The sequence below is a fragment of the Pseudomonas reactans genome, assembly GCF_013385825.1.
Taxonomy (GTDB): Bacteria; Pseudomonadota; Gammaproteobacteria; order Pseudomonadales; family Pseudomonadaceae; genus Aquipseudomonas; species Aquipseudomonas reactans.
On sequence record NZ_JACAPG010000008.1, the window covers coordinates 272,076 to 288,078 of the forward strand.

At 59.2% G+C, this 16,003-nt stretch carries 12 protein-coding genes; 7 read left to right on the forward strand and 5 right to left on the reverse strand.

Translation table 11 applies throughout. From position 1 onward, the window contains the following. Positions 1-85 precede the first annotated feature (85 nt). The 3 genes from dgcB to etfB are packed head-to-tail and all read left to right on the forward strand — an operon-like array spanning position 86 to position 4,030. Positions 86-2,029: a dimethylglycine demethylation protein DgcB gene (gene dgcB / locus HX868_RS09580; RefSeq protein WP_177002667.1), complete on the forward strand. Its 1,944-nt coding sequence runs from the start codon at positions 86-88 to the stop codon at positions 2,027-2,029. Continuing rightward, on the forward strand, positions 2,029-3,249 hold the full coding sequence (etfA, locus tag HX868_RS09585) for an electron transfer flavoprotein subunit alpha (protein WP_177002668.1): 1,221 nt from the start codon (positions 2,029-2,031) through the stop codon (positions 3,247-3,249). Before dgcB ends, etfA begins: the two co-directional genes overlap by 1 nt. 10 nt (positions 3,250-3,259) lie before the next feature. Beyond that, a complete protein-coding gene (gene etfB, locus HX868_RS09590) occupies positions 3,260-4,030 on the forward strand; it encodes an electron transfer flavoprotein subunit beta (protein ID WP_177002669.1) in 771 nt (256 codons plus the stop codon). 758 nt (positions 4,031-4,788) lie between these two features. Here the strand turns inward: etfB and gbcA are convergent. Next, a complete protein-coding gene (gene gbcA / locus HX868_RS09595; RefSeq protein ID WP_177002670.1) occupies positions 4,789-6,084 on the reverse strand; it encodes a glycine-betaine demethylase subunit GbcA in 1,296 nt (431 codons plus the stop codon). Between the two features lie 280 nt (positions 6,085-6,364). Here gbcA and gbcB point away from each other — a divergent pair, with 280 nt between their 5' ends. Further along, on the forward strand, positions 6,365-7,465 hold the full coding sequence (gbcB, locus tag HX868_RS09600; protein WP_028618224.1) for a glycine-betaine demethylase subunit GbcB: 1,101 nt from the start codon (positions 6,365-6,367) through the stop codon (positions 7,463-7,465). 86 nt (positions 7,466-7,551) lie between these two features. Here the strand turns inward: gbcB and HX868_RS09605 are convergent, their stop codons facing one another. Together HX868_RS09605 and HX868_RS09610 are read right to left on the reverse strand one after the other, a co-directional pair. Then, the gene (locus HX868_RS09605; RefSeq protein WP_177002671.1) at positions 7,552-7,749 is read right to left on the reverse strand and encodes a hypothetical protein; all 198 of its coding nucleotides are present in this window, start codon (positions 7,747-7,749) and stop codon (positions 7,552-7,554) included. Between the two features lie 176 nt (positions 7,750-7,925). After that, positions 7,926-8,966: a threonine aldolase family protein gene (locus HX868_RS09610; RefSeq protein ID WP_177002672.1), complete on the reverse strand. Its 1,041-nt coding sequence runs from the start codon at positions 8,964-8,966 to the stop codon at positions 7,926-7,928. A gap of 90 nt (positions 8,967-9,056) precedes the next feature. On the opposite strand from HX868_RS09610, the gene HX868_RS09615 reads away from it, so the two are divergent. Continuing rightward, positions 9,057-9,785: a TraX family protein gene (locus HX868_RS09615; RefSeq protein WP_177002762.1), complete on the forward strand. Its 729-nt coding sequence runs from the start codon at positions 9,057-9,059 to the stop codon at positions 9,783-9,785. A gap of 13 nt (positions 9,786-9,798) precedes the next feature. Here HX868_RS09615 and HX868_RS09620 read toward each other — a convergent pair whose 3' ends face one another. Together HX868_RS09620 and HX868_RS09625 are read right to left on the reverse strand one after the other, a co-directional pair. Further along, the gene (locus HX868_RS09620; RefSeq protein ID WP_177002673.1) at positions 9,799-10,833 is read right to left on the reverse strand and encodes an NAD(P)/FAD-dependent oxidoreductase; all 1,035 of its coding nucleotides are present in this window, start codon (positions 10,831-10,833) and stop codon (positions 9,799-9,801) included. 20 nt (positions 10,834-10,853) lie between these two features. Beyond that, positions 10,854-13,052, reverse strand: a complete 2,199-nt coding sequence (locus HX868_RS09625) for a hypothetical protein (protein ID WP_177002674.1) — start codon at positions 13,050-13,052, stop codon at positions 10,854-10,856. Positions 13,053-13,464: 412 nt separating this feature from the next. Here HX868_RS09625 and glyA point away from each other — a divergent pair, with 412 nt between their 5' ends. Both glyA and HX868_RS09635 read left to right on the forward strand, forming a co-directional pair. After that, a complete protein-coding gene (gene glyA, locus HX868_RS09630) occupies positions 13,465-14,718 on the forward strand; it encodes a serine hydroxymethyltransferase (RefSeq protein ID WP_177002675.1) in 1,254 nt (417 codons plus the stop codon). A 23-nt stretch (positions 14,719-14,741) separates the two neighbouring features. Beyond that, entirely contained in the window at positions 14,742-15,992 is a 1,251-nt protein-coding gene (locus HX868_RS09635; protein ID WP_010207084.1) for a sarcosine oxidase subunit beta, read from the forward strand. Positions 15,993-16,003: the final 11 nt, after the last annotated feature.

Here is a 16,003-nt window from a genome sequence, read left to right on the forward strand (position 1 = left end):
ACGTGTTCATCCAGGATGGACGCGTAATCGTTGACGACCTTCGCGAGCAAGCTCGCTCCTACAGGAGCCTTGCGGGAGCTTCACCATGTTGAACACCTTGCTGCCTATTCTCTTGTTCGCCGCCCTGGGCCTTGCCGTCCTCGGCACCCTGCGCCGGGTGAACATGTGGCGCCGTGGCCGCGCATCCAAGGTCGACCTTTTGGGCGGCTTGCTCGCCATGCCCAAACGCTACATGGTCGACCTGCACCACGTGGTCGCCCGCGACAAATACATCGCCAACACCCACGTCGCCACCGCGCTGGGTTTTGTGCTGTCGGCGTTGCTCGCCATTCTGGTCCACGGCTTCGGCCTGCAGAATCGCATCCTTGGTTACGCCTTGCTGCTGGCCTCGGTGCTGATGTTTGTCGGCGCCACCTTCGTTTACCTGCGTCGTCGCAATCCGCCTGCACGTCTTTCGAAAGGCCCATGGATGCGCCTGCCGAAAAGCCTGATGGCGTTCTCGGTGAGTTTCTTCCTGGTGACCCTGCCGGTGGCCGGAATCCTCCCGGCGGACTTCGGCGGCTGGTTGCTCGCCGCGTTGCTCAGCGTGGGCGTGCTGTGGGGCGTGTCCGAGATGTTCTTCGGCATGACCTGGGGCGGCCCGATGAAACACGCTTTCGCCGGTGCCTTGCACCTGGCCTGGCACCGTCGCGCCGAGCGCTTTGGCGGCGGCCGTTCCACCGGCTTGAAACCGCTGGACCTCAGCGATAAATCCGCGCCGCTGGGCGTGGAGAAACCCAAGGATTTCACCTGGAACCAACTGCTGGGTTTCGACGCCTGTGTGCAGTGCGGCAAGTGCGAAGCCGCGTGCCCGGCGTTCGCCGCTGGCCAGCCGCTGAACCCGAAAAAGCTGATCCAGGACATGGTGGTCGGCCTGGCCGGTGGCACCGATGCCAAGTTCGCCGGTAGCCCCTATCCCGGCAAACCGGTGGGCGAACACAGCGGCAACCCGCATCAACCGATCGTCAACGGCCTGGTGGACGCCGAGACCCTGTGGTCCTGCACCACCTGCCGCGCTTGCGTGGAAGAGTGCCCGATGATGATCGAGCACGTGGACGCAATCGTCGACATGCGCCGCCACCTCACCCTGGAAAAAGGCGCCACGCCGAACAAAGGCGCGGAAGTCCTGGAAAACCTGATCGCCACCGACAACCCGGGCGGTTTCGCACCGGGTGGTCGCCTGAACTGGGCGGCAGACCTGAACCTGCCGCTGCTCAGCGAAAAAGGCAGCGCCGACGTGCTGTTCTGGGTCGGTGACGGTGCCTTTGACATGCGTAACCAACGTACCCTGCGCGCCTTCGTCAAAGTGCTCAAAGCCGCCAAAGTCGACTTCGCGGTGCTGGGCCTGGAAGAGCGTGACAGCGGCGACGTGGCCCGTCGTCTTGGCGATGAAGCGACCTTCCAGTTGCTGGCTTCGCGCAATATTCAGACTCTGGCCAAATACAGCTTCAAGCGCATCGTCACCTGCGATCCGCACAGCTTCCATGTGCTGAAAAACGAATACGGCGCCTTCAACGGCAACTACCTGGTGCAGCACCACAGTACGTTCATGGCCGAGTTGATCGGCGAAGGCGCGCTGAACCTAGGCCAGCACAAGGGCAACAGCGTGACCTATCACGACCCTTGCTACCTGGGCCGATACAACGGCGAGTACGAGGCGCCGCGCCAAGTGCTGCGGGCGTTGGGCATCGAGGTCAAGGAGATGCAACGCTCGGGCTTCCGTTCACGCTGCTGCGGTGGCGGGGGCGGTGCGCCGATCACCGACATTCCCGGAAAGCAACGTATCCCGGATATGCGCATGGACGACATCCGCGAAACCGGCGCCGAGCTGGTGGCGGTGGGTTGCCCGCAATGCACGGCGATGCTCGAAGGCGTGGTTGAGCCGCGTCCACTGATCAAGGACATCGCCGAACTGGTGGCCGACGCCTTGCTGGAAGACGCCGCACCGGCCAAAACCCCTATCAAGCGTGAACCTGCGGAGGTGCACTAATGAGCGACATTATCCGGCGCGACCCACGCGCTGAGTGGATCGCCCGCAACCGTCTGCACCCATTGCACGCAGCGCTGCAACCGGTACTACACAGTTGGATGGGCCCCAACGGCGTGATCCGCAAGAACGTCCATGGTATCGGTTTCATCGGCCCCAATGGCATCAAGCGTATCGACCGCAGCGGCGCCCAACAGGGCGGCGCTGCCAAGCGTACGGCGGCAGTGGAAGTGCAGTTGCCACTGCATCAGGTGGCGGCGCCTGCGTTCTACATCAACGTGGTGCCGGACATGGTCGGTGGCCGCTTGAGCAGCCACGACCGCGACTTGCTCGGGCTGGCCCGGCAATTGGCAGGCAGCGACGGTGCGGTGCTGGCGGTGGTGTTTGGCGAACACAAGGAAGGCACGTTCGCCACCGCAGGCGTCGATCGCCTGCTGGTGCTGGAAGGTCACGAGTTCGACGGTTATTCACCGGAGCAACGCGTGCAGGGTTTGCGTGCTGTGGATAACCAGTTCAACCCGCGCCACTGGTTGCTGCCCGACAGCCGCAGCGGTGGTGGCGAACTGGGTCGACGGTTTGCCGCCAGCCTCAAGGAACGCCCGGCTACGCGGGTTTGGCAGATCAAGGGCGACGAGTGCATCGGCCGCGCCGGTGCGGGCCAGGAAGACTTGGCCCGCCCGCTGCCACGCCTGATTCTGGCCGCCGCTGAATGCGCCGATCCTGTCAGTGAGACACGGCATGAAGTGCTGCCCGTGGAGTTATCCACAGCCCTGGCACGCAGCCTGCCGCGCATCGAAGACCTCGGTGCAGTGGCGGTGGACCCGGCGGCGATTCCCATGGCCGAAGCGGAATTCATTTTCTCCGGCGGCAACGGCGTGAAGGACTGGGCCTTGTTCCACCAGACCGCGGCGGCCTTGGGCGCCACCGAAGGCGCCTCGCGGGTGGCGGTGGACGACGGCTTCATGGCGCGTGATCGCCAGGTCGGCGCCAGCGGCACCTGGGTCACGGCGCGGGTCTACGTGGCTGTGGGTATTTCCGGTGCGATCCAGCACCTGCAAGGCATCGGTGCCTGCGACAAGGTGGTGGCGATCAACCTCGACCCTGGTTGCGACATGATCAAGCGGGCCGATCTCTCGGTCATCGGCGAAAGCGCCGCGATTCTGCAAGCCTTGATCGTTGCGGTCGAGGCCTACCGCAACGGCGCCAAGCGCGATGCAGCTTAAGGAGATGGCCATGACGACGAATGTAATCAGCCTGGTGTCCATCGGCGCCCACCCGACCTCTGGGCGTCCGCGCCGCGCCGAACAAGACGCGCGCGCAGTGGAACTCGGCCTGCAAATGGCTGGGGATAAGTTGCAGGTGCTGCACGCCGGCAACATCGCCGAACCCACTTTGCGCAGCTACCTGGGCATGGGGTTGCCGCAGTTGCACGTGCTGGAGCAACCGGCGGGCAGCGATGCCTTGCCCGTGCTCAGCGAATACCTGCGCGACGCCGGTGCCCAGGTGGTGCTTGCCGGCAGCCAGGCCGAAACCGGTGAAGGCTCGGGCATGCTGCCGTACCTGCTGGCCGAGAAATTGGGTTGGCCGCTGATTGTCGGGCTGGCGCAGGTCGAGTCCATCGACGGCGGCGTGGCCCATGTGCTGCAAGCCTTGCCACGCGGCCAGCGGCGACGCCTGAAGGTGCGCCTGCCGTTTCTGGCGACAGTGGATAACGCCGCGCCCAAGCCTCGGCAGAGTGCGTACGGCCCAGCGCAGCGCGGTGAGCTGGCGGCCCATGAAGTCGAAATCGAACAAGACGAGTTATTCACAGGCGCCGTGCTGCAACCGGCCAAGCCGCGCCCCAAGCGCCTCAAGGTGATTAAGGCCAAGAGCGGTGCTGATCGCATGAAAGCCGCCACGGCCAAGGCCAGTGGCGGCGGTGGGCAAGTGCTCAAGGGCCTGAGCCCGGAAGCGGGCGCCGAAGCCATCCTCAAGTTGTTGGTTGAGGAAGGTGTGGTTCGCTGAACCTTGTAGGAGCGAGCTTGCTCGCGAAGAACGTTAACGATAACGCAACGTGCCCGATTTGACGCGGCGCCCTCAGGTTCTTCGCGAGCAAGCTCGCTCCTACAAGGAAATGTGGCTTACCCACAATCCCTGTTGACCCGTCTGTGGATAACCTGTTCGCGGTTGTCCACACCCCCTGTGAATCAAGCCCTCCAGCCCTCTGTACGAAAAATAACCAAGCTAACTGACGGTTTTTACTTGGGTTTTTCGCTGCTCCTGTGCATTTCTCCGGTCCGACTTGCCCCCATAGTCTGTTGGCGCTTCTGTGGATAACATGTTCGCTCTCGGCTGAAGCCCTTATTAATCAAGGCTTTCACCGAATTGATCAAAATGTGATCTATTTGGTTTTTTTACCGGCTAAAAACCCTGGAAACCCCGATTTGTGAAGGTTTGAGGTGGTTTTCCACAGCACTGTCCAAGTTGCCCCCAAAGTCTGTTGGTGCTTCTGTGGATAAGGTGTTCGCGTACCGCTACAGGCCACGTAAGTTGTAGTTTGTGCTGGATTGGTCAATAAATGAACAAAGCTGGTTCAAACCGACTGGCTTGAATAAGTCACGGATTTTCTTCACTTAATTTCAGGAGGCAAGCGTAGTTGCCCACAATTGCTGTGGGTGGCTTTGTGGATAAGTTGTTGGGTAAAGGCTGGAGGGCAGGGGAATCAAGGGTTATCAGGGGGTTGGGTGTTTTTTGTACAACCCAGCCCCCTGACGATCCAGAGGTTACTCGTGAACTGCAACACCTTTGAGGTACGGCGCTGGAGCGGCCCCCAAGTTGTTCAGCAGGCGCTCGCTGTACCAGTCCACAAAGTTCACCACGCCGAACTCATAAGTCTTGGAGTACGGACCTGGCTGGTAGGCGGTGGAGTTGATGCCGCGCTGGTTTTCTTCGGCCAGGCGACGGTCCTGGTCGTTGGTAGCGTCCCACACCTGGCGCATGCGTTCCACGTCGTAGTCCACGCCTTCCACGGCGTCCTTGTGCACCAGCCACTTGGTGGTGACCATGGTTTCCTGGGCGCTGATTGGCCACACGGTGAACACAATGATGTGATCGCCCATGCAGTGGTTCCAGGAGTGCGGCAGGTGCAGGATGCGCATCGAGCCCAGGTCCGGGTTCTTGATGCGACCCATGAGTTTGGCGCAGCCCTGCTTGCCGTCCAGGGTCATCGACACGGTGCCCTTGAGCAGCGGCATGCGCACGATACGGTTACGCAGGCCGAAGCTGGCGTGGGCGTAAGGGATCTTCTCCGCATCCCAGGCAGCAGCAGAGGCGGCAACATGGTCCTTGAACGCCTGGTCGGCGCGCGGGTCGGTGACGTCGTCCCATTCCAGCAGGGTTTTCAGCAGTTCCGGGTGCGAAGCATTGCAGTGGTAGCACTCGCGGTTGTTTTCCAGCACCAGCTTCCAGTTGGCTTTCTCCATCAAGGTGGTGGTAATCGCCACCTTGGTGTTCTCCATGTCGTAGGGTTCCATGTAATGGTTCAGCGTCGACAGGAAGTCATCGATGGCCGGCGGGTTCTCCGCCAGGCTGATGAAGATGTAGCCACCGGCCGTCTTCACGTTGACCGGCTTGAGGCCGTACTGCTTCATGTCGAAGTCGGCACCCATCTCGGTGCCGGCAAACAGCAGGCGGCCGTCCAGTTCGTAGGTCCACTGGTGGTAGTGGCAGACCAGTTTGGCGACCTTGCCCTTTTCACTGGTGCACAAGCGCGAGCCCCGGTGACGGCACACGTTGTGGAACGCGTGCACCACGCCTTCGGCACCCCGGATCACGATGATCGGGTTCTTGCCGATTTGCAGGGTCAGGTAGTTGCCCTTGGCGGGGATTTCGCAGGTCATGCCGGCGATCAACCACTCTTTCTGGAAGATCTCCTGCATGTCGATATCAAACAACCGCTCATCAGAGTAGAACGGCTGCGGCAGCGAGAAAGTGCGCTCGCGCTCTTGCAGCATTTGCGCGGTGGCCTTGCGTGCGGGTTCCAGCGGATCGCCCAAGCTTAAGGTTGCGGTGACGTCCATCGTGTGTGTCCTCATGGCCATTCTGTGTGGCCGAGATAAGTGGCTAATCAGGTTTGCAGCAAGGCGTAAAAAAAGCGTCTGTGTTGGGAGCGAGTGTGGGGCCGCCGATGGGCCGAACCTTATCCATGGGCGACATGGCCCAATCTGTTCCCGACGCGCAACCCTAGGTCGTTGGGGCCTGGTCGCGATAAGTATGTGAATGTCGCAGATAGGTAAATGGATGGTTCTGGCGTTACGCAGAATCGCCACCATAAGGCCGATGTCGGCGGTGGAGAACAACATGTCCAATAATTTCCTGAATCCGGTAACCACCCAGACCTGGGCCAATGGTCGGCACATTGTCCGTTGCGTCAAAGTCATCCAGGAAACCTGGGACGTGCGCACCTTCTGTTTCATGGCCGACCAGCCGATCCTGTTCTTTTTCAAGCCGGGGCAATTCGTCACCCTGGAGCTGGAAATCGAAGGCCAGCCGATCATGCGCTCCTACACCATCTCCAGCTCACCGTCGGTGCCGTACAGTTTCTCGGTGACCATCAAGCGCGTGCCGGGCGGCAAGGTTTCCAACTGGTTGCACGACACCCTGCATGAAGGGCAAGAGCTGGCGGTGCACGGGCCGGTAGGCTTGTTCAATGCCATCGACTTCCCAAGCCCGAAAGTGTTGTACCTCAGCGGCGGTGTGGGGATAACGCCAGTCATGTCCATGGCGCGCTGGTTCTACGACACCAACGCCAACGTCGACATGACGTTTATCCACAGCGCCCGTTCGCCCAAGGACATCATCTACCACCGTGAGCTGGAACACATGGCGTCGCGGATCGATAACTTCAGCCTGCACCTGATCTGCGAGAAACACGGCTTGGGTGAGCCATGGGCGGGTTATCGCGGTTACCTGAATCACAAGATGCTCGAACTGATGGTGCCGGACTTCCTGGAGCGCGAAGTGTTCTGCTGCGGGCCTACGCCGTACATGAACGCGGTGAAGCGCCTGCTGGAAGTGGCGGGTTTCGACATGACGCGTTACCACGAGGAATCGTTCGGCGCCACGCCGCCGGAAGCCCGTGCGGATGCGGTCGAACAAGCCGAACAAGCCGCCGACGCGCCGGAAATCGATCTGGCGGATCTGCATCAGGTGGAGTTCATTGCGTCGGGCAAAAGCATTCGTGTGGCACCTGGCGAAACCGTACATGCCGCGGCTGCCAAGCTCGGCCTGTTGATCCCGAAAGCCTGCGGCATGGGCATCTGCGGCACGTGCAAGGTGATGAAACTGGGGGGCGAGGTCGAGATGGACCACAACGGCGGGATTACGGAAGAAGACGAAGCCGAAGGCTACATCCTGTCGTGCTGCAGCGTGCCGAAGGGCGATGTGCGCATCGAATTCTGAGGCAATCCCCGTTGTAGGAGCCGGCTTGCCGGCGATAGCGATCCTAAGGCCGCCATCGCCGGCAAGCCGGCTCCTACAGTTATGGGTTAGCGGACGAAAACGTTGATGAGGTACGCGCCGGATGCTGTCATTTCGAACTCTTTCCCAGTGATGGTAAAGGTTCTTGAAGGCTCGATGATGGTGTCGCCGACGTTCGCCAGCTTCCTAAGATCGTCCAAGCTGACGAGCGTGGCGTTGACGTCGGCGCGCAGTTGCGAATCAGTGGTGTAGCATTGAATTTCCATGATGTTGGCCTCGATAGGATTTCCATTTCCAGCCGACTATTCGGCAGGCAGTCAGCCCCGAAGTAACGCGTCCGTTTGTTCGGGGTGACAAGATCCTATCCAATACAGGGGGTAGATAGATACTGTCAGAAATACGTACAAACAGTCTCTGAAAAAGCGCTGAAAGCCCCGTCGTTTCAGGCTCCCATCACTTTCCGTATGTCCCCAGCCAATTCTCTTACACGTTCTTCCTCGGTATCCCACGCACACATGAAGCGTGCACCGCCTTTGCCGATAAAGGTGTAGAAACGCCAGCCCTTGGCGGTCAACGCGGCAATCGCCGGTTCCGAGAGTTGCAGGAACACGCCGTTTGCCTGCACCGGGAACATCAACTCCACGCCGGGAATATCCGCCACCAGGCTGCTCAGCAGTTGAGCGCAGTGGTTGGCGTGACGCGCATGTTTGAGCCAGGCGTCGTTTTCCAGCAGGCCTACCCACGGCGCGGACAGGAAGCGCATTTTCGAGGCCAGTTGGCCGGCCTGCTTGCAGCGGTAGTCGAAGTCTTCGGCCAGCTTGTGGTTGAAGAACAGGATCGCTTCACCCACGGCCATACCGTTCTTGGTGCCGCCAAAGCACAGCACGTCCACGCCGGCTTTCCAGGTCAGGTCGGCGGGCGAGCAGCCGAGGAACGCGCAGGCGTTGGAGAAGCGCGCGCCGTCCATGTGCAGGTTCAGCCCCAACTCTTTGCAGGTCACGCTGATGGCGCGTATTTCATCCGGGGTATACACGCTGCCGACTTCCGTGGCTTGGGTCAGGGTAACCACGCGTGGTTTGGGGTAGTGAATGTCTTGGCGCTTGAGGGCGATCTCGCGGATCGACTCCGGGGTCAGCTTGCCGTTTTCGGTGCGGGCGGTAAGCAGCTTGGAGCCGTTGGAGAAAAACTCCGGCGCGCCGCATTCGTCGGTTTCGACGTGGGCGGTTTCCGAGCAAATCACGCTATGGTAGCTCTGGCACAACGAGGACAGCGCCAGGGAGTTGGCGGCGGTGCCGTTGAAGGCGAAGAACACTTCGCAGTCGGTTTCGAACAGGTTGCGGAAACCGTCGGCGGCGCGGTGGGTCCATTCATCATCGCCGTAGGCGCGTTGATGGCCCTGGTTGGCTTGTTCCATGGCGGCCCAGGCTTCCGGGCAGATACCGGAATAGTTGTCACTGGCGAATTGTTGGCTCTTGTCGGTCATGGCCCATTCCTGTGGTCGATGTTGGTGCGCACTGTAACCAAGATTGTCGCGGGTGCGCACGTACTGTAAATGCAAAGTCACTGGGGAATTATGCACGGTACTCAAACAATTCCTGTCGGACGCGTCCGTGATGGCGCTTTGGATCTGCTCAAGTGGCTGGCGCTGTTGAGTATGGTGCTGGACCACTTGCGCTATGTTGGTTTGAGCCTGGACGGCCTGTATGTGCCGGGGCGCCTGGCGTTCCCGTGGTTTTGCCTGGCGATTGCGGCGAATCTGCACCGGGTCAGGAGCGCGCCCGTGACAGGCCAATGGCGCTATTTGGGCTGGCTGTTGCTGTTTAGTGTGATCAGTGAAGTGCCGTATCGGATGTTTATCGAGGATGCTGATACGTTGAACGTGTTGCCGACCTTGGCGTTGGGCCTTCTAGTTGCCCGAGGATGGCAGCAAAAGGTTCTAGTCGATCGAGGATTGGCACTGATTGCCGTTATGTTGGCAGCGGTATTTTCCACTCACCTGATGTTCGGTTTTTTCGGTGTATTGCTCCCGTTGGCGATGCTGCTGGTATTCCGGCAACCATGGTATTTCAGCATAGTGCCAGGATTGGTGTGCGTGGCTGCCAACCAATGGCAGACTTTACTCAATAGCGGTACGGCTATAGCGTTAATGGGGTTGGCCGCCTGCCTGATTGCGCCACTAGCCGGGCTTGTCTTGTTACGAAAAGCTGGGCATCTCTCGCTGCCTGCAATGAGACGATGGGCATACGCCCTGTATCCGTTGCATTTTTTGCTCTTGTTGATGGTTCGGCAGGCCATCGGCTGACAGCGAGCATCCACTATCGCCAGTGTTTATCGAGCCATTGTGGGGGAAACGGATGAGCCGCGTAGAGTTCGAGCATTTTTCGAACGTCGCTTTCGAACCCTTCCCTTAGCCATTGGTGATAGTGCCGCGAAATATCACGACTATGTGCCGCAATGGCCGTTTCATCGACAATGCACTGCGCCGCCATGATTCCCGACATCAGAGCCTTGAGGACCCCATGAGACGCGCCAGGGTCCAGCACACTGGCAGCATCCCCGATGATGAGGTAGCCGTTGCCAGCGGTCTGATCACAAATCCTCCAGGTGACATCAGCCCCTTGTATCCTTCCGATACATGGCAGTTGCTCAAGCGAGGCTGGAATCGCTGATGCCTTGGGCGCGTGATTCTGCCCGAAGTACAGGCGTGTCCAATGATACAGCTCATGCTCTATATGTGCGGTCCAGTACCAGCCCTGGCGATCCGCAAAGATCCCCAGGGCATCCTCTTCAACGCTCCCGCGTTTGTAACCGTACAAGGCTGTAAGTGCCGGTGAGCGTCGATGCGAGACCAGCCCAAGTTGACGTGCCAGCCAACCATGAGCGCCACTTGCATCAATCAGATGTCTGCACAACAGTTGCTCTGTTTGGGTTCGTACGCCTACGACGCGATTTTTTTCCACGAGCAGCTGTTTGGCATTGCAGGGCTGTAGCGCGTGCACGCCCGATGCAATTGCTTTATCCAATAAAAAACCATCAAGCATTACTCTTGGTATCTGGAATCCTTGCCAGGGCCCATTGTGGTCTTCTCCAAAGGGAACAAAGCAGCGTTTCGTTTCCCACTTAACCCATGTCCCCGTGTGGCGGATGAAGGGCCCGTCGAGAACTTTCCCCGCCACACCCAGTTGTCGTAAAAGTGGTTCGATACCGGGGTGCAGTGTTTCCCCGGGGCGTTGGCGCGGAAACGCGAGGCGCTCAACAAGTGCGACCTTCAGGCCATGTTGAGCGCAGGAAATAGCTGCCGAACAACCCGCTGGTCCGGCACCTATTATGACGACATCATAGTGTTTCATTGGCGGTGATCTTGTATTTGCTAGAGGCGTTGCCAGGGTTGTGTACCCTGTTGGCGGAAAATCGCATGAGGCCACACCAAGTAAAAGGAAGTGTCTATTAGTTTGATATGAACTTGATCGAACTTGGGTGATACGACGGATTCAAAACGAAACAGCTCTAGCCTATATCCGTTGTTATCTGAAGGGGCCGACGAGTTTTCGTGTAGGTTTAACGCTCTGAGGTCATCGGCCGTCGCGACGTTGAAAGAATCGATAAACCAACTGGCAGCAGCGTTGCCCAAAGAGAGTTTGACTCGCCGTAGAGCGTCGACACGACGTATATATTCCGGTGAGTCTATTTTACCTGTCAGCGCCAGGGAGAACTTACCGTCGAGTGCATTTTGCGTGTAATCGCCGTAGAGGTAAGCCTGATAAGTCCTGTGCGGCATGTTATCTGCCGTATAGCTTTTCGGCGCAGTTACGCCATCCCAAGGGACCCCGGAATCTTTACCGATTTCCTGATCGAGCATGGGTTTGATGCTCGGACCTGCATCGCTGCCAGGTTCGTAAGCCTGCGCGGAATCCGGAGCGACGGCCGGCCAGAATGAACTCAAGGCAGCGCAGAGCTTGGCATCCTCAGGGAAAGGACTTCCCAGCCGGTACGCCGCCAAATGTTTTACGGCGCCCGATTCAATGGTGTGTTCCACGGCGCCGATGTCCCAGCCGGGCGCGAATACACCTGCAGCCGCATCGGTAAGGCACGAAGCGCGCCTCGCAGACGCGACCTGCGGCTTTGTCCCTGTAGTGGGGCCGGACAGGGAGTCAAGCTGCGCTACAACTGCGGTAATACTGATATCGGTACTGCTAAAGGCATCTGGAAAAGATTGGAGATTGGCGGGGTGACGAGAGTCGGACAGGCATTCCGGTAATATCGGAAACACCGTTTTGCGCACATTCGCATCCATGCTTTCGAGCCATTCATTGAGGTGGCGTTGATTGCACAAAGGATAGAAATCAGGGGCGCAGAGCAGTGAATACGCGGCTATACGCTGGGGGATGGTGGTGTCCAGCACTGCGCATCGAGCTTGAATCCATCCGTCGGCAGTGAAATCCAGGTAATGCTGGGCTTTGTAATCGCCCTTCATTAATTCATCAAGCATGCCTGGATGTTGATTGAGATCGGCGACCTTCCCCGCGTCATCGATCTTATGCCGAATATGCACGTATTCAGGGGCGTTGCCAGGCAAACTCAAGCTGGACACTAGAAGATCGGGTTTTTTGGGAACATTGAAGGTCAGCGGTTTGCCTTTGTAATGCGCAGCTTTTATCAACTGTTCATGCGGCGTAGCAGCCATCAGTCCGGAGCCGAACACAGGTTCCGCAAGCCAGTCCGCGAGCCCTTCGGTGATGACAAAAGGCGGTTGGCTGATATCGGGTTCTGCCCAACCCGAATCCGCTCCCAGTTGCAGGTGTATACGGCGTAGCTTTTCGTTTTTGTGCTGTGCGTGCAGTTGAACGTCAAGCGTCAAGCCTGCAATGCACTCGTTGCCGTTGAACAGCTTGTGCAGCGGTACCCAAAAATCGCAGGTGGTGTCAGTGTCGCCGAAACGCATCGGGCCGAATTGGGTTCTGTCCCCTTTGCGTTGGACTGCGATGTAGGCGCTGTACCGTGCAGGCAACACTCGAATAGCGTGATTGTCTCCTTCAACAAAGGGCAAGAAACCCCTGCTTTGAGCATCGTACAAGGGCGGCGCCGTGCCGACCCGAGATACACCCGTGCGCGAAAAACACAGATCGGCTTGTACCTTATGCACGGTATCAGGCGCCGGGCGGTATTCAAGCGCGAATACCACGACGGCCAAGGGAGCCCCGCCCGCGCGCTTCTTGAGTTGCTCAAGGCTGGGGAGTTGGCTGCCGTATACATAGTTGATGACCACTTCCAGTTCTGCGGCCGTCGGATAGGCCTTGAGCGGATTGCCTTTGGCGTCGGTTGTGACGTTGGCGTGAGCCAGAGCATGGTAGAGCAGGCTTTGTGCCGGCTTGCCGGGTTCGATACCTTTCGTTCCGTTCAAAGCAAAGTCTTCAAAACCTGGAAGTGTCCGATCCGCACTCACTGGTTTATGCAGTTCTTTCTCAAGGTTGGGCGCAAGAATATCAAGTCCATGGTGAAGCAATAAATTGTGCCAGCCGTTGGGGGCTAAACGTTTGCAGATACTATTAACTTGGTTGATTAAAGCCATGTCTGCACTCCTGGGTGTGGTGACAGTCTCAAGCTGTTTTGCAAGTTTTAGATGGGTGTTGAGTCGAGAGGTAGTTGGCTCGGATGTTGTTATAAAAGCAAAAGTTACATTGTAAAAAGTTATTTGGTTTTGCAGTTTTAATGTTTGTTTTATATGCGTATTTTAAGTGTTTTGTAGGATGAGGCCTTCAGTCATTCGTACTAATTAAACTTCTGGCTGATGGGTTTCAGGTGTCGGCTGTTGCTTTTCCTCACCCGGAGAGACGGGCATTCACCCCTCCCGCCGCGGTGCAATGTCGTAAACGCACCTTTGCGTGGCGTGCGTAGGCATTTGACCTGCTGACGCCAGCCCTACCATCGCATCAAAGGGCCCTGCACGGGCCTCAACAATACGAAAGGCTGGGAGAGACGCGATGTTCAGCAAACAAGACCAGATTCAGGGATATGACGACGCACTGCTGGCGGCGATGAATGCCGAGGAGCAGCGTCAGGAAGATCATATCGAGCTGATCGCGTCAGAGAACTACACCAGCAAACGCGTGATGGAAGCACAAGGCAGCGGCCTCACCAACAAATACGCCGAAGGCTACCCGGGCAAGCGCTACTACGGTGGCTGCGAGCATGTGGACAAGGTCGAAGCCCTGGCCATCGAACGCGCCAAGCAATTGTTCGGCGCCGATTACGCCAACGTCCAGCCGCACTCCGGTTCGTCCGCCAACAGCGCCGTGTACCTGGCCCTGCTGCAAGCCGGTGACACTATCCTGGGCATGAGCCTGGCCCACGGTGGTCACCTGACTCACGGCGCCAAGGTGTCGTCCTCGGGCAAGCTGTACAACGCAGTGCAATATGGCATCAACACCGACACCGGCCTGATCGACTACGACGAAGTCGAGCGCCTGGCCGTCGAGCACAAGCCGAAAATGGTTGTGGCCGGTTTCTCTGCTTATTCCAAAACTCTGGATTTCCCACGGTTCCGTCAGATCGCCGACAAGGTGGGCGCACTGCTGTTCGTCGACATGGCCCACGTTGCTGGCCTGGTTGCCGCTGGCCTGTACCCGAACCCGCTGCCGTACGCCGACGTGGTCACCACCACCACCCACAAGACCCTGCGCGGTCCACGGGGCGGTCTGATCCTGGCCAAGTCCAACGAAGAGATTGAAAAGAAACTCAACGCCGCCGTATTCCCTGGCGCCCAGGGCGGCCCGCTGATGCACGTCATCGCCGGCAAGGCCGTCTGCTTCAAGGAAGCGCTGGAGCCAGGCTTCAAGGCCTATCAGCAACAAGTGATCGACAACGCCCAGGCCATGGCCGAGGTGTTCATCAAACGCGGATATGACGTGGTGTCCGGCGGTACCGACAACCACCTGTTCCTGGTCAGCCTGATCCGTCAGGGCCTCACCGGCAAAGAGGCGGACGCCGCCCTGGGTCGCGCCCACATCACCGTCAACAAGAACGCCGTGCCGAATGACCCGCAGTCGCCGTTCGTGACCTCGGGCCTGCGCATCGGCACCCCGGCGGTGACCACGCGTGGTTTCAAAGTGGCGCAATGCATCGAGCTGGCTGGCTGGATCTGCGACATCCTCGACAACCTCGGCGATGCCGATGTCGAGGCCAACGTGGCCAAGCACGTGTCTGCCCTGTGCGCTGATTTCCCGGTTTATCGCTGAGCGCGGTTTTGGAGTTAATGACTATGCAACGCTACTCGGGCTTCGGCCTCTTCAAGCACTCACTCAGCCACCACGAAAACTGGCAGAAAATGTGGCGCACGCCGACCCCTAAAAAGGTCTACGACGTGGTCATCGTCGGCGGCGGCGGGCATGGTCTGGCGACCGCCTACTACCTGGCCAAGGAGCACGGCATCACCAACGTGGCCGTGGTCGAGAAAGGCTGGCTGGGCGGCGGTAACACCGCGCGCAACACCACCATCGTGCGTTCCAACTACCTGTGGGATGAGTCGGCGCACCTGTACGAACACGCGATGAAGCTGTGGGAAGGTCTGTCCCAGGACCTGAACTACAACGTGATGTTCTCCCAGCGTGGCGTCTACAACCTGTGTCACACCCTGCAAGACATCCGTGATTCCGAGCGTCGCGTCAGCGCCAACCGCCTCAATGGCGTGGACGGCGAACTGCTTAACGCCAAGCAGGTTGCCGACGAGATTCCGTACCTCGACTGCTCCAAGAACACCCGCTATCCGGTGCTCGGCGCCACCGTGCAACGTCGCGGCGGCGTGGCCCGTCACGATGCCGTGGCCTGGGGCTTTGCCCGCGCCGCCGACGCATTGGGCGTGGATTTGATCCAGCAGACCGAAGTGATCGGTTTCCGCAAGGAAAACGGCGTGTGCATCGGCGTGGAAACCAACAAGGGCTTCATCGGCGCCAAGCGCGTCGGTGTGGTCACCGCCGGTAACTCCGGGCACATGGCCTCGCTGGCTGGTTTCCGCCTGCCGATCGAATCCCACCCACTGCAAGCGTTGGTGTCGGAGCCGATCAAGCCGATTATCGACAGCGTGATCATGTCCAACGCCGTGCACGGCTACATCAGCCAGTCCGACAAGGGCGACCTGGTGATCGGCGCCGGTATCGACGGCTACAACGGCTACGGCCAGCGCGGCTCGTACCCGGTGATCGAACACACCATCCAGGCCATCGTCGAGATGTTCCCGGTGCTGTCGCGCGTGCGCATGAACCGCCAGTGGGGCGGCATCGTCGACACCACGCCGGACGCTTGCCCGATCATCTCCAAGACCCCCGTGCCGAACATGTTCTTCAACTGCGGTTGGGGCACCGGTGGCTTCAAGGCCACGCCGGGCTCAGGCAACGTGTTTGCCGCCAGCCTCGCCAAGGGTGAAATGCACCCGTTGGCCGCACCTTTTTCCATCGACCGTTTCCACAACGGTGCGTTGATCGACGAACACGGCGCTGCGGCCGTCGCCCACTAACAGGAGAAATT